12 protein-coding genes are annotated in these 14,606 nt (G+C 62.3%); 8 read left to right on the forward strand and 4 right to left on the reverse strand.

Annotated elements, in window-relative coordinates; genetic code table 11:
- Positions 1 to 116 precede the first annotated feature (116 nt).
- Entirely contained in the window at positions 117 to 1,313 is a 1,197-nt protein-coding gene (locus tag H351_RS25060; protein ID WP_051636575.1) for an FAD-binding oxidoreductase, read from the forward strand.
- A 16-nt stretch (positions 1,314 to 1,329) separates the two neighbouring features.
- Positions 1,330 to 2,076, forward strand: a complete 747-nt coding sequence (locus H351_RS25065; RefSeq protein ID WP_003944435.1) for an FAD-binding oxidoreductase — start codon at positions 1,330 to 1,332, stop codon at positions 2,074 to 2,076.
- A gap of 3 nt (positions 2,077 to 2,079) precedes the next feature.
- On the opposite strand, the gene H351_RS25070 is transcribed toward H351_RS25065, so the two are convergent.
- On the reverse strand, positions 2,080 to 3,240 hold the full coding sequence (locus H351_RS25070; RefSeq protein WP_029254742.1) for a globin domain-containing protein: 1,161 nt from the start codon (positions 3,238 to 3,240) through the stop codon (positions 2,080 to 2,082).
- Positions 3,241 to 3,475: 235 nt separating this feature from the next.
- On the opposite strand from H351_RS25070, the gene H351_RS25075 reads away from it, so the two are divergent.
- A complete protein-coding gene (locus H351_RS25075; RefSeq protein WP_020906627.1) occupies positions 3,476 to 4,663 on the forward strand; it encodes a nitric oxide synthase oxygenase in 1,188 nt (395 codons plus the stop codon).
- Positions 4,664 to 4,669: 6 nt separating this feature from the next.
- Here the strand turns inward: H351_RS25075 and H351_RS25080 are convergent, their stop codons facing one another.
- Together H351_RS25080 and H351_RS25085 are read right to left on the reverse strand one after the other, a co-directional pair.
- Positions 4,670 to 6,055: a CitMHS family transporter gene (locus tag H351_RS25080; RefSeq protein WP_003944372.1), complete on the reverse strand. Its 1,386-nt coding sequence runs from the start codon at positions 6,053 to 6,055 to the stop codon at positions 4,670 to 4,672.
- Between the two features lie 93 nt (positions 6,056 to 6,148).
- Positions 6,149 to 7,156 (reverse strand): Bug family tripartite tricarboxylate transporter substrate binding protein, encoded by a 1,008-nt coding sequence (locus tag H351_RS25085; RefSeq protein WP_037119264.1) that lies wholly within the window; start codon positions 7,154 to 7,156, stop codon positions 6,149 to 6,151.
- A 179-nt stretch (positions 7,157 to 7,335) separates the two neighbouring features.
- On the opposite strand from H351_RS25085, the gene H351_RS25090 reads away from it, so the two are divergent.
- Both H351_RS25090 and H351_RS25095 read left to right on the forward strand, forming a co-directional pair.
- The gene (locus tag H351_RS25090) at positions 7,336 to 8,988 is read left to right on the forward strand and encodes a sensor histidine kinase (protein ID WP_244891395.1); all 1,653 of its coding nucleotides are present in this window, start codon (positions 7,336 to 7,338) and stop codon (positions 8,986 to 8,988) included.
- On the forward strand, positions 8,985 to 9,668 hold the full coding sequence (locus tag H351_RS25095; RefSeq protein WP_020906624.1) for a response regulator: 684 nt from the start codon (positions 8,985 to 8,987) through the stop codon (positions 9,666 to 9,668). Before H351_RS25090 ends, H351_RS25095 begins: the two co-directional genes overlap by 4 nt.
- Before the next feature lie 24 nt (positions 9,669 to 9,692).
- On the opposite strand, the gene H351_RS25100 is transcribed toward H351_RS25095, so the two are convergent.
- Positions 9,693 to 11,267 (reverse strand): AMP-binding protein, encoded by a 1,575-nt coding sequence (locus H351_RS25100; protein WP_024487413.1) that lies wholly within the window; start codon positions 11,265 to 11,267, stop codon positions 9,693 to 9,695.
- A 222-nt stretch (positions 11,268 to 11,489) separates the two neighbouring features.
- Here H351_RS25100 and H351_RS25105 point away from each other — a divergent pair, with 222 nt between their 5' ends.
- The 3 genes from H351_RS25105 to H351_RS25115 all read left to right on the forward strand — a co-directional run bounded on the left by H351_RS25105 (position 11,490) and on the right by H351_RS25115 (position 14,591).
- On the forward strand, positions 11,490 to 12,035 hold the full coding sequence (locus H351_RS25105) for a hypothetical protein (protein WP_020968793.1): 546 nt from the start codon (positions 11,490 to 11,492) through the stop codon (positions 12,033 to 12,035).
- Positions 12,036 to 12,161: 126 nt separating this feature from the next.
- Positions 12,162 to 13,358 (forward strand): 3-ketosteroid-9-alpha-monooxygenase, oxygenase component, encoded by a 1,197-nt coding sequence (locus H351_RS25110; RefSeq protein WP_020906621.1) that lies wholly within the window; start codon positions 12,162 to 12,164, stop codon positions 13,356 to 13,358.
- A 51-nt stretch (positions 13,359 to 13,409) separates the two neighbouring features.
- Entirely contained in the window at positions 13,410 to 14,591 is a 1,182-nt protein-coding gene (locus H351_RS25115) for an acyl-CoA dehydrogenase family protein (protein ID WP_019749417.1), read from the forward strand.
- Positions 14,592 to 14,606: the final 15 nt, after the last annotated feature.

The raw sequence follows: 14,606 nt of genomic DNA on the forward strand, positions 1-14,606 counted from the left end.
ATGCTCAACGCGGACAAACTTGAGTCTATTCCGCTCAAGTTTGTTTTCGCCAGGCCGAGTTGGTTTCGTAGGTCACATTTTCAGCCGTACTAGAATTGTGGCGAGAGTTGCAGCTGGTGCGAAAGGGGGATGGATTGGATCCGACAGTGATCGCCCGTCTGCAAACCAGCCTCGATTCTCTGACCGACGACGAAGAGAGCCGTGCGCACTTCTCGGCAGTGTTCTACACCGGCCTCTTCGCGGAACATCCTCTGTACCGCTCATTGTTCCCTGCCGGGATGGAATCGCAGGGGCACCGTTTCTTCAGAGCGATCGAGTTCGTCGTCAAGAACCTTCCCCAGCATCGTCGGATCCGGAAGTTCCTCACCCAACTCGGCCGCGATCATCGCCGCTACGGCGTCGAGCGTGAGCACTACGAGGCTGCCGGTGTTGCACTCGAGCGCGCAGTTCGGTCGATGTACGGAACCAGCGCGCACAGTCGCTACAAGTGGACGCAGGAACTGGAGGACGCCTGGTCTCAGTTCACCGACCTCGTCGTGAGCACGATGGCCGACGGCGCCGAGTCCGATACGACCCCGGCACTCTGGGGCGCAACCGTGGTCAGCCACGAACGAGTCCTCGACGATCTGGCGATAGTGCGCCTCGAAGCCGACCCACCCATTCCGTACGGGGCGGGACAGTACGTCGGCGTTCAGATTCCGCAGCGTCCGAAAATGTGGCGGTACTACTCACCGGCGATTCCGACCAACCCTTTCGGTCAGCTCGAGTTCCACATCCGCAAGGTGTCGGGAGGATGGGTCAGCCCCGCGATCGTCAGCGAGACCAACGTCGGTGACCGCTGGGTCATGTCCACTCCCCTCGGCGGTCTCGAGGTCGACTTCACCAGCGACCGTGACGTTCTCATGATCGGATCCGGCACCGGCATCGCCCCACTGCGGGCACAGGTGATGGAAATGTCCCAACGTGCGCACAATCCGCGCGTGCACCTGTTCGTCGGCGGCCGGTATCCGTGCGACCTCTACGACCTCGAAACGCTCTGGCACATCTCACTCAGTAATCCGTGGTTGACCGTCGTACCGGTTTCCGAAGAACCCGAAAACCCTTGGTGGCACAACGGACCGGTGCTGGAGCCACCCTTCGGAATGCACAGCCGACTGATCGGACCGATCGGAAAAGTGGTCTCGCAGTTCGGCTCGTGGGCCGACCGTCAGGTGCAGATCTCGGGGTCACCGTCGATGATCAAGACCACCGTCTACGCCTTGCGTGCCGGCGGAACTCCGCTCGACCAGATCCGGCACGACCCGCTCTACTGACTACAGGAGAACTTTCATGGCCCAGCGAACCTGGTCGAGCACAGTCGTCGAACATCACCGTCTCCGTGAGGATCTGGCGGTTGTTCGTCTTGTCGGCGACGTCGTCCCGTTCCGACCCGGCCAGTACGTCGACGTCAGCGTCCCGCAGAATTCGCGGTTGCTCCGTCGACTCTCCCCCGCACTGCCTCCCTCACACGACGGGAAGTTGGAGTTTCACGTCAAGACGGTTCCCGGCGGTTGGGTCAGCGGTTCGATAGTCAAGGACACCCAGCCCGGTGACGTCTGGCAGATCCTCGACCCGCGCGGCAACCTGTCCGTCGACGAGAACGGCCCCACCGTCATCATGGTCGCGGGCGGAACCGGCTTGGCCCCACTCCGGTCGATCATTCTCGATCTGGCTCAGACCCCGAACCCGCCGCAGGTGTACCTCTTCTTCGGTGGCCGAACGCTTCGCGATCTTTACGCAGCGGACATGTTGTGGCTGCTCGCCGATCAGTTTCCGTGGTTGCAGCCCATTCCCGTCGTCGAAGATCTCTCCGACGGCGGCCCGCCCGACGGGTGGTTCGACCGTTTGAACGTCGACATCGGATTCGGCGACGACCATCTCATCGAAGGCACGCTCGCCGACGTCGTCGCGTCGTACGGTGCGTTCACCGAACATCAGGTCTTGGTGTGCGGATCAGCGGCCATGGTTCGATCGACGCGTGATCGATTGATCGAGGCCGGAACGCCGGCCGAGGTCATTCAGTTCGATCCGTACTGACGGTCAGTACGTCGGATCATTGCGAACGGTGTCGACGTCGATGCCCACCGCGCGAAGCCTGAATTTGGTGCTGTTGACCATGGATTCACTGCCGACGACCTGGATGTCGTAGCCCGCCCAGTCCCCGAACGAGGTCACGACCTTACCGACCTTGCCGACGATGCGCCTTGCCATGCCGATCGGCGGCAGCGGTTCCGGTTCGGTGTGCCACCACGGATTCTCGTCTTCTTCCGAGACCGGGATGATCGTGAGCCACGGGTGCTTCTCGGCCAGCTTCCACAGATGAGGAAGGTCGTAGAGATCGCACGGATGCTGTCCGGAGTAGAACAGTTGGACCTTGCGAGTGTTGCCGCGTCGGATCAGTTCGAGGATCTGAGCGCGAAGAGGCGCGACACCTGTTCCCGACGCGATCATCAAAAGGTCCTTGGAGTTCTCCGGAATCCCCAGGGCGCCGATGGGCGAACCGACCACCCAGGTGTCACCGACAGCGGTTTGGTTCACCATGACCGGGCTGACCCACCCGCCGGTGACCTGACGAACGTGGAACTCGAGGACTCCAGTCCCGTCGTACGGCGTGGCCGGTGAGAGGTAGCGCCACATCCGCGGCCTCGCGGCGACCTGCACGCTGACGTACTGACCGGCGCGGTATTGCATAGTCTGGTCGAGTTGCAGCCTGACGACGGCGACGCCCTTGATGACCGGGCGGCATTCGATGACGGTGGCACTCCAGGCGGGCGGGCCGTCCTCCGCGTTGGCGGCGTCCATCATCGCTGCCGAGATGATCGCGAGCGCGTTGCGCCATGCGCTGTCGACCTCGTCTGTCCACATTTCGGCGCCACCGAAAGTCTCGAGTGCTTCGATCAGGGCATTGCCGACTGCCGTGTAATGCTCGTCGGTGACGCCGTACTTGCGGTGATCGCGGCCGAGCTGCGCGAGGTACTCGAGTATCGCGTCGGACTCGTCGAGGCGTTCGACGACGTGAGCGATAGCGCCGACAAGCCGGTCCCGCTGCACATCCATCGCCGCCGGAAAGAACTCCCGCGTTTCGGGCGATCGAGCGAACAGGATCGAATAGAAGGTACGGGCGAGCCGTTCCGGACCATCTTCTACCGCAGCGACGGATTTGAAGCTCGACCGGACCAGAGAGATTGCTTGCGAATCCACGCTCATCCTCGTCCCGACTAGACGCGGCAAGACCCGCCGCGGAATTTCGTCTGCAGCTTATGTCACAAATGTCTGACTCGTAAATCATTCTGGACAAGTGTCACAATGCGACCCCATTTCGCGGTGTGACCGTCCCTTTCTTATTCTTGCGTGCAAGATAAACAAGAGCTTCGACACTCTCAATCGCCGAGCTAACGTTCAGCGAAATCTCAACCAGCCAAACAGGAGTCGTGCCGTGGATTTTGTTCGACAGGACGAATTGCCCACCGATAGCGGGCTTACGTCCCAGATCGCCTCCACCACCCCGACGCTGACCGAGCTTCAACGTCGGGAACTCGAGTGCGTCGAATTTTTCGACTCTCCGGAACTGGGCCACCTCCCGACGTCTCGGCGGCGCGAGGCCTTGCGTGAGCTCCACCGGACCGGTACCTACACGCACACAGCGGAGGAATTGCTCGTCGGCGCCAAACTCGCCTGGCGAAACCACGCCAGGTGCGTCGGTCGCGCGCATTGGCGGACCCTCAAACTCATCGACGCGCGCGATGCCGTCACGGCTTCCGCTCTCGCAGAAGCGTGCTGGGAGCACCTGCGACTGTCGACCAACGGCGGCGCTCTGCAGTCCGTCGTGACGGTCGGGCCGCTTCCCCGCGAGGACGGCCAGGAGTACCGCATCCTCAGCCCGCAACTGATCCGCTACGCCGGCTACCGGCAACCGGACGGCACCATCCTGGGCGACCCGTGGCACGTCGATCTCACCGCTCAGGTCACCGCGATGGGATGGAAGGGCGCCGGCACGGCGTTCGACGTTCTCCCCGTGCTGATTTCGGTTCCCGACGAACCCCTGCAGTACTTCGACGTCCCGACCGACCTCGTTCTCGAGGTCGAGATCGAGCATCCCGAATACAGCTGGTTCGCTGATCTGGGGCTTAAATGGCATGCCGTTCCCGCGGTCTCGGACATGAACCTCGACATCGGCGGAATCGTTTATCCCTGCACACCGTTCAGCGGTTGGTACGTCAGCACCGAGGTCGGTGCACGCAACTTCAGCGACACCGATCGCTACAACATGTTGCCGACCATCGGGGCGATGATGGAGCTCGACATGAGCCACGACCGCACGCTCTGGAAGGACCGTGCACTGGTCGAACTGAACCGCGCAGTTATCCACAGCTACCGCAAGGCCGGCGTCATCATGGTCGACCATCACACTGTCGCAAAGCAATTCATCGATCACATCGCGCGTGAGGACAAGGCCGGGCGCAAGTGCCCGACCGACTGGTCATGGGTGAACCCGCCCATGTCCAGCTCGCTCACGCCGACGTTCCACCGCCTGTACGACGAGCCCGATCTCGACATCCGGCCCAACTTCGTGACAAAAAAGAAGAAGGGCACCGACCAAGGCCGGTGCCCCTTCCACAACTGATCGCACTCAGAAGGGGATCTGCCCCAATCCGACACCGACCACGAGCATCGTGATCGAGATCAGGCCTGCTCGCCACAGGACCTTCTTGTGGTGATCCGCCAGGGACACACCGGCGAGCGTGACCAGCAGCAGGATCGCCGGGACCAGCGGACTCTGCATGTGCACGGCCTGCCCGGTGATCGAAGCGCGCGCCATCTCCACCGGCTCGATGCCGTACTGGGCTGCCGTCTCGGACAGCACCGGCAGCACACCGAAGTAGAACGCGTCGTTGGTCATGAAAAACGTGAGCGGAATGCTCAGGACGCCCGTGATGACGGCCAGATGCGGGCCCATCGCGTCGGGAATGACCTGGAGCAGCCACTCTGCCATCGCCTCGACCATGCCGGTTCCCTGGAAAACGCCGGTCAGCACCGCTGCTGCCAGCACCATCGCGACAACGGAGACGATGCTCGACGAATGGCGTGCGATTGCTTCGCCCTGATCCTTGACCGCCGGGAAGTTGACCGCGAGAGCGATCGACGACGCAATCATGAACAGCACCGGGATGGGCAGGATGTCCATCACGAGCACGACGAGAAGGATCGTCGTCAGCGCGGCGTTGAACCAGAGCAGCTTCGGTCGCAAGGTGTCCCGCTTGGGGTCGAGGCCGTCGATGAATCGTCCGGTGTCGCCGCCGTCGTCTTCGGAGTCGTTCGAGCCGCCGGTGCCGGCGCTACCGGTGCTGGAACTTCCACCGTTTCCGACCTTCTCGAGGATGCGCTCAGAAGTCAGGACCAAAGTCCCGATCCTGCGACGCTCCATGATCCCGAGGTGAATCGCGAATCCGAGCACCATGATCAGGCCGACGATCAACGACGGCACCATCGGGACGAACACGTCGGAGGGCGAGAGTCCCAGCGCGCTAGCCGCCCGCACGGTCGGGCCACCCCACGGAATGATGTTCATCGTCGCGTTGGACAAGCCGGCGATCACCGTCAGTACAACGGGACTGACACCGAGTTTGAGGTAAAGCGGCAGTAGCGCGGAGGTCACGATGATGAAGGTCGTCGAACCGTCTCCGTCCAGCGAGACCACCATCGCGAGCACCGCGGTGCCGACCACGAGCCGCATCGGATCGTCTCGCACCATCCGCAAGATGAGTTTGACCAGCGGATCGAAGAGGCCGACGTCGATCATGATTCCGAAGAAGATGATCGCGAAGAACAACAGCGCCGCGGTGGGTGCGAGCGACTTGATGCCGTCGGTGATCATGTCGCCGATGCCGAGGCCCGCTCCGGCGAGTAGTCCGAAGGCCACCGGCACCAGGGTCAGTCCCACCACCGGGGTCGCGCGTTTGGTGAGGATCAGGAACATGAACACCGCAACCATGAGGAAGCCGAGTGTGACGAGCATGATGAACTCCTTTTGTGCTGAGTTGCCGAGAAAAACGGCACGGCAAATCGAGCCGGTGGCCTTCGTGGAGATGAAACGAAACTTCGGTTGTGCTCAGTTGGTGCCGGGCGGATCGAGTGTCACGTCGACGAACCGGGATTGTTCGGCGAGGAAGGCAGAGAACTCGGGTTCGGTGAGAACTGCGCTGTTCCAACCATTTCGGTCGGACAGCTCGTTCCACCGTGGACTTGCCGCCAGATCCCGCACTAAATTCTGTAAATGCTGACGCTGGTCGTCACTCAATCCGGGGGGCGCCATGAGACCCCGCCAGTTGGTGAACGTGACGTCGACGCCCGACTCCGCCATGGTCGGTGCATCCACCGCCGGAGTGCGCTCCGGCGAACTGACCGCAAGGACCCGAACCGTGCCTGCCGCAATCTGATCCAGGTACTCACCGATACCGGTGGCGGCGACGTCGACCTGCCTGGTCAGCAGCGCCGGAAGCAGTTCTCCGCCGCCGTCGTAGATTCGGTAAGGGGACAGCGACGGATCGACGCCGACCGCCCGTGCGAACAGAAGGCGGAACAGCCCGTCCGGTCCGCCTTCACTCGAACCACCACCGATCGAGATCGACGACGGATCTGCCACCCAGGACTGCGTCAGATCTGCCAGAGTTTTGTACGGCGAATCTGCTGGGACCAGTACAGCTTCCGGCTCTTCGACCAGTCTCGCGATCGGTGTCACGTCGGAAAGGGTGTGCTCGGACGGCAGTATCTCGAGCGAACCGAGAACGCCGAGTCCCATGACCATGAGTAGATCGGGATTTCCGCGTTCGAGAGCCAACCGGTTGAGTCCGACGATGCCACCCGATCCGGGCAGAACAACGACGTCGGCGTCGACGGTCCCTTCGTCGGCCAGTGCCTGCACCATGGTCCGGGCGGTCAGGTCGTAACCACCACCGGCCACCGAGGGCACCAGTACACGCAGTTCTTCGGAAGTCTCACCCGCTCGACCACCGGCGAAGAAGGACTCGACCGGAGTGCATCCGGTCGAGAGCACGAGAGCCATCGCGCAAGCACCGAGCAGGGCGATATGCCTGCTCAGTCGCTTCGATGTCCTCATGGCCTTGTCCTTGTCTGCTGGCTGTCTACTGGCTGTCTGCTGGTACCGCTGTGTGAACAGGTTTCATACTGACGCACTTTGTGACTGGGGTCACCATTGGGAAAGCAAATTGATTTGTGCTCATTGTGCTCACGAACAACTGCTTTCCCGGCATCGAACCGAAGGCTAGGGTCTGGCTGGTGTCCTCAGGAAACGAGCAGGCCGAGCGAGAGCGCAAGTCGCCTCTGCGTGAGCGCCTGTTTCGGCGCCGGCACACTCTGGCGACCCAACTTCTCGAACTGCAACTTCTGATCGTCGTCGCAGTTCTCGTGTGTGTCACCGCCCTCTCTCTCGCTCAGTCGTCTGCGAGTTTCCAACGCGAGGAGGGACGTCGCGCACTCTCGGCAGCGGAATCACTAGCAGCCAATCCAGCGGTACGTGAACTACTCCCCCAGGCACAGACTCGTCTCCGCTCCGGACTACAAGGTTCGGTCGACTCGGTGCGCGCAATCTCGGGCGTCACCTACGTCTCGCTTGCCGACGCCGACGGCAGTGTCGTCATTTCGACGCGTCCCGGCGATGTCGGCATCGACGCACGTCAGACACAGGATCGGTCATGGACGGGTTTAGTCGACACGTCCTCAGGCAAGGCAGTGGAAGCGCACGTTCCGATTCTCGGCAGCGAAGGAGGGATCACCGGAACCGCGATCGTCGGCATCGAGTACCCCTCGATCTGGACGCGACTGCTGCAGTCTGCACCGAACCTCCTGGTATACCTCGCCGTGGCCTCGCTTCTCGGGGGCGTCGGTTCGATCCTGTTGGCCCGCAGGGTCAAACGGCAGACCCTCGGCATGGAGGCCCGCGAGATCCTGGACCTGGTTCGCCAACGTGAGGCGATGCTGCGTGGCCTCAAGGAAGGTGTCATCGCATTCGATGCGCAGGGAAAGGTGGTGCTGATGAGCGACAGCGCCCACCAACTCCTCGACATCCCACGCGGGAGTGCCGGTAGATCTGTGCGGGACCTCGGTCTCGACGACCGACTCCAGAGTGTACTGACCTCCGGCACAACCGAATCCGATCAGTTGGTTCTTGTCGGAGATCGACTACTCGTCCTCAACACCGTCTTGATCGAATCGAAAGGCCGCACCATCGGGTCGGTCACCACCTTCCGCGACCGCACCGAATTGCGCTCCGTTGAAGAAGAACTCGACGTGACCAAAACCAGCACGGACGCGCTACGCGCCCACATCCACGAGTTCGACAATCAGTTGCACACCATTTCCGGCCTCATCCAACTCGGCGAGTACGACGAGGTGGTCGGCTACGTCGAGGGCCTGACCATGGAGCGCGCACAGGTCAGTGCAGCCGTGACCGACAAGATCGCCGACGTCGGCACTGCCGCACTCGTGATCGCCAAGATAGGTGCCGCTGCACAGGGATTGGTCACCGTGGAACTGACATCGGACACGCACCTGGACTCGGTTGATCGCCGACTCGGCCGAGACCTCGTGACGGTGGTCGGAAACCTCGTCGACAATGCCGTCGACGCTGTCGGTGAGATGCCGGAAGCGTCGCGCCGCAAGGTTCGATTGTCGATTCGGGGCCGTGGCACCGCCGTCGAAGTGCGGGTCGAGGACGCCGGCCCCGGTATCGCGCCGGAGAATCGCGACAGGGTTTTCGGCCAGGGCTGGAGCACCAAGGGACAATCGAGCGACGGACACGGTTTCGGCTTGGCACTGGTACGCCTGACGTGTCGTCGACGCGGTGGCGACGTCACCGTGAGCAGTCGTTCGACAGAGGGCATCGAATGGACTGTCTTCACCGCAGTCCTACACGACGGAGAGGGCGCATGATCCGGGTACTGGTGGTCGACGACGACTTCATGGTGGCGAAGGTGCACAGCGGATTCGTCTCGCGGATAGACGGTTTCGAAGTGTGTGGCGTCGCCCATTCGGCCGAGGCCGCGCTGGCCGCAGTCGGTGAGTTCCAACCCGACCTGGTGCTTCTCGACGTCCACCTGCCGGGCACCACCGGACTCGATCTGATCGCCCCGTTTCGCGAACTGGCACCGGAGCTGGATGTTCTTGTCATCACGAGTGAGCGCGAGGCCGGCTCGGTCAAGAAGGCGCTGCGCAGCGGCGTCGTGCATTACCTGATGAAGCCATTCACGTTCGAGGTTCTCCGTGAGCGTCTCGAGCGTTACCGATCGACATACGCGAATCTCGACAGCTCCGGCGAAGCAGAACAGACAGCAGTGGACGAGGCCTTCGGTGTGGCAGGTGGCGCGCCCGGGGCGTCGTCCCACAAAGGTTTGCCCAAGGGACTCAGTCCCGAGACTCTTCTGTTGGTCGAGACAGCTCTGCGAGACGACACCGAACCCGCCTCGGCAACAGACATTTCCGAGAGAGTCGGTATCTCGCGCGCGAGCGCGAGGCGCTACCTCGAGTACCTCTACGAGTCCGGGCGGTCCACCACCTCGCTGAAATACGGAGTGGTGGGCCGCCCGGAGCGTCGTTACGTCTGGAAACGCTGACCCTTCGCTACACGACGCTGGTTCCTAGACTGCGCGGGCGCTGGTCTCCCAGTACCGCGCGCGCAGTGCCTTCTTGTCCAGCTTGCCCAACGGCGTCAACGGGAGTGAATCCACGAAGTCGATGCTCTTGGGAGCGTGAACCGAACCCTTGGCTGCCTTCACCTTGTCGACCAGTTCCTCGGTGTCCACGGTCAGTCCGGCACGAAGCACCACGCAGGCCTTGACGGCTTCGCCCCACTTGTCGTCCGGCACACCGACTACCGCCACCGATGCGACGGACGGGTGCGCCGAGATCACGTCTTCGATCTCGCGCGGGAACACGTTGAAACCACCGGTCACGATCATGTCCTTCTTGCGATCGACGATGGACATGAACCCGTCCTTGTCCTTACGTGCGATGTCGCCGGTGTGCAGCCAACCCCCACGGAACGCCTCGGCGGTTTCGGCCGGCTTCTTCCAGTAGCCCTTCATGATCAGCGGGCCCCGCACGCAGATCTCACCGAGCTCTCCCTGCGGCACCTCGTTGAGGTCGTCGTCGAGCAACCGGACGTCGAGCCATGGCACCGGCCGCCCACAGGTCGCGAGGCGGGCCGGATCGTCGGCGAGGTGTTCTTCCTTGCGCAGCACCGAGATTGTCATGCCGCACTCGGTCTGACCGTAGAACTGGAAGAAGATCTGGCCGAACTTCTTGATGCCCTCTTGCAATCTGGCCGGGGACATCGCGGACGCTCCGTAGAACAGCGTTTGCAGACTCGATACGTCACGCTTGGGCAGATCGGGGTGGTCCATGAGCATGTAGATCATGGTGGGCACCAACATGGTTGCCGTGATCTTGTGCTTCTCGATCGCCTCGAGCACGGCCCCCGGTTCGAAGGCGGGCAGGACGATCAGAGCGCCGCCGCGCAGCAAAGTCGGGATGAAGAACGCCGCGCCTGCATGTGAGAGTGGCGTGCAGATGAGAAAGCGGTTGTCCTCGGGCCACTGCCACTCCGACATCTGGATCTGATTGAGCGCTGCACCCGAACGGAACGATCCCACAACACCTTTGGGCTTGCCGGTCGTTCCACCGGTGTAGACCATGCTGCTGGCGTCTTCGGCATCGACGTGCGCTGCCTTCAGCGGCGCAGGCTCGAATGTCGCGGCCAGAGCAAGGATGTCGATCCCCACTTCGGACGGGCCCATCGAGAGCACGTTGGTCAGCGAAGGCGACGACGCCTTCAACTCGGCGGCACGATCTTCGAAGGCATTGGGATCGAAGATGAGGGTCTCGATCTCGGCGTCGTCGACGATGTACTTGTGGTCGTCGAGCGATCCCATCGGGTTCAGGGCACTCGCCCGGCAGCCGGTGATCATGGTCGCGCCCATGCTGATCAGCACCTCGGGGCGGTTCTTCGACAGCATCGCGGTGCTGGTGCCCTGAGTGATTCCCAGCGACGCGAGAGCCTGGGCGAAGCAGCTGATCTGATCGCGCATCTGCCCTCCGGTGAGGATCACGTCTCCGAGGTACAGCGCAGGCTTGTCGTGATTGCGTTCCAGAGCGGTGATGAGCAGGTCCGGACCGTATACCGGTCGGTGCAGGTCAGCGAACTCGTCTGTCATCTGGTCTTCCTTCTGCTCGGCGCGTGCAGTCATCGAGATGTGCTCCCGGTCACGGATACGATATCCAGAATTGCACAAAACTGGAACAGGTTCCACCTCTTCGATCGAATCCGAGAATGCTCCCGATCAGCGGGAAGCCCGTCGTCACCCGCGAGAGCGGTGGTTAGCGTCGATGTACCCACCGAGACGACAGCGTCTCGGTCGCGTCCAACGGAGAGTGTCATGACTACCAACCTCGGTACCGCCCACTTCACGGCATCTGCTCCCCGTACGTCCACCACGCTCCTCTCGGATTTCGACTCGCTGTACGGCACCGTGCGCTCGGCACCCGACGGGTCCGTCGTCGAACAGGACGTCGTGTTCTTCGGGCGCCCTGATCCGGGCGCGCTGCTCACCGGATCCGTGAGGCCGCTGGGCTCGACTCTCGAGCGGATCACCGAATACCACGACCAGACCGGGCATCTGGTTGCCGAGGTCTTCGTCCGGGAAGCCCCGACAGCGGGCACCGGAACCGATTCCGTTGCTGCCCTTGCCGATTTCGCCGCTCGTCGTTACGGCTCGGCGTCGCTACGACGGTTCCGCGGACGTTGCACCGCAACTTCCGCGGGAGCAGATCTGAACTGCTCCGTGACGGTGCTCGCTACGTACGAGAAGGACCACGAGAGCGTCGCCGACGTAGCTCTGGTCGCCACCGATCCCACCGGGGTCGTCACCGCTCGGGCCTGGGCGACTTACGCGATCGACGATGTGGCGACACTCGCGAGCTGAATCTCTGCAGGTCACCGAGCGGGTGTTCCATCCAGCGGGAACTGCCGTATCTCCAGAGGACGCTTCGTCGTTGTATGAGACGGATCACATCACTGGAGCGTCGCAAGACGCGGCTCGGAGGAAGACATGGCACTCGGAACCGGCCCACTCACCACTACGGACGCCTCGACGCAGTCGGGCGCCGGCGAGGAAATTCGAGAAATCGAAGCGGCAGCGCCCCCGGCGCGGTTCGCGCGTGGATGGCACTGCCTCGGACTGAGCAATACCTATCGCGACGGTCAGCCCCACCAGATCGAGGCATTCGGCACCAGCCTTGTCGTCTTCGCCGACAGCAAGGGCGACATCAAGATTCTCGACGCCTACTGCCGCCACATGGGTGGCAACCTCGCTCACGGAACCGTCAAGGGCGATTCGATCGCCTGCCCGTTCCACGACTGGCGTTGGGGCGGTAACGGAAAATGTACGGCGATCCCCTACGCACGACGCGTTCCGCCGCTGGCCAAGACGCGGGCGTGGACCACACTCGAGAAGAACGGTCAGCTGTTCGTCTGGCACGATCCCCAGGGGAATCCCCCGCCCGCCGAGGTCACAATTCCCGACATCGAGGGCTTCGGAAGCGATGAGTGGAGCGACTGGAGCTGGAACACGCTCACCATCGAAGGCTCTCATTGCCGCGAGATCGTGGACAACGTCGTGGACATGGCCCACTTCTTCTACGTTCACTACTCGTTCCCCAAGTACTTCAAGAACATCTTCGAAGGTCACGTAGCGAGCCAGTACATGGAATCGGTGGGACGCGAGGACATCATCAGCGGCACCAACTACGGCGATCCCAACGCTGTTCTTCGTTCGGATGCTTCGTATTTCGGTCCGTCGTACATGATCGACTGGATCAAGAGCGAAGCCAACGGGCAGATCATCGAAACTGTATTGATCAACTGCCACTACCCCATCTCGAACAATGCCTTCGTGTTGCAGTACGGCGCGATGGTCAAGAAGCTTCCCGGTATGGACGACGAGTCCACTGCCGCGATGGCCGCGCAGTTCACCGAGGGCGTCGAGATGGGATTCCTTCAGGACGTGGAGATCTGGAAGAACAAGGCCCCGATCGACAACCCGCTGCTCTCGGAGGAGGACGGCCCGGTTTACCAGTTGCGGCGCTGGTACAACCAGTTCTACACCGATGTCGAGAACGTCACGGAAGACATGACGAAGCGCTTCGAATTCGAGATCGACACTACCCGTGCAGTGGAGAGCTGGAAGCGGGAAGTCGCCGAAAACGTTGCCGCACGTGACGCCCAGGCGCTCGAGACAACCTCCTGATTCGCAGTCGAAAACACTGCTGAGACAACCTGACTGAACGCAAGGAACAACATGACGTACGAAGTGCTCGAACAGATCAACGCGATGGCCGACGACATCTTCGCCGAAGGCATCGAGGCCGAGCGGATCGGCCGGGTGGCCGACGACACCGCCAAGAAGATGAAGGCAATCGGTTCCATCCGCATGCTCCAACCCAAGGAACACGGCGGAATGGAGGCGCATCCTCGCGAGTTCGCCGAGACCGTGATGCGCATGGCTTCGCTCAATCCCTCGGCCGGCTGGGTACACGGGATCGTCGGAGTTCACCCGTGGCAGCTCGCGTTCGCGGATCCCAAGGTGCAGCAGGAGATCTGGGGATCGGATCCCGACACCTGGATGGCATCGCCGTACATGCCCGGCGGAATGTGTATCCCCACCGACGGCGGCTACAAGTTCTCCGGCCGCTGGCAGTTCTCTTCCGGCACCGACCATTGCGACTGGGCATTCCTCGGTGCGATGGCGTGCGACAAGGACGGCAACATGGAGATGCCGCCGCGCATGCTCCATGTGATCATTCCGCGCACCGACTACGAAATCATCGAAGACTCGTGGGATGTCATGGGACTTCGCGGCACCGGCTCCAAGGACCTCGTGGTCAAGGATGCGTACGTCCCCGATTACCGCGTCATGGACTGCGACGAGGTCATCGACGGAACGGCGGTGCGCAAGTACGGGCGCACCGAGACGCTGTACCTGATGCCGTGGTCGAACATGTTCCCCCTCGGTATCACCGCCGCCACCATCGGCATCTGCGAGGGAATGCTCTTCCACGCCAACGAGTACCAGGCCGATCGCATCAACGCACAGGGCACGGCGGTCAAGGACGACCCGTACACCTTGTTCGCCATCGGTCAGGCAACTGCCGACATCCGGGCAGCCCGCGACACCCTGCTGGCCAACGTCGACCGCATGTGGGATCGAGTGGATGCCGGCAAGGAAGTCACCTTCGAGCAGCGCGCCGAGGGACGTCAGACTCAGGTGCAGGCAGCGTGGCGCGCAATCAACGCGATCGATCAGGTCTACCCGCGCTGCGGCGGCAACGCACTGCGGATGGACAAGCCGCTGCAGCGATTCTGGCGCGACGCCCACGCGGGACAGCACCACGCAATTCACGTGCCGGGCACCGTATTCCACGCCGCCTCACTGAGCCGTCTCGGCGCAGATCCGCAGGGTCCGCTGCGGGCGATGATCTGATCAGACTTCGACACA

It is taken from the genome of Rhodococcus erythropolis R138, from assembly GCF_000696675.2.
Classification (GTDB): Bacteria; Actinomycetota; Actinomycetes; order Mycobacteriales; family Mycobacteriaceae; genus Rhodococcus_F; species Rhodococcus_F erythropolis.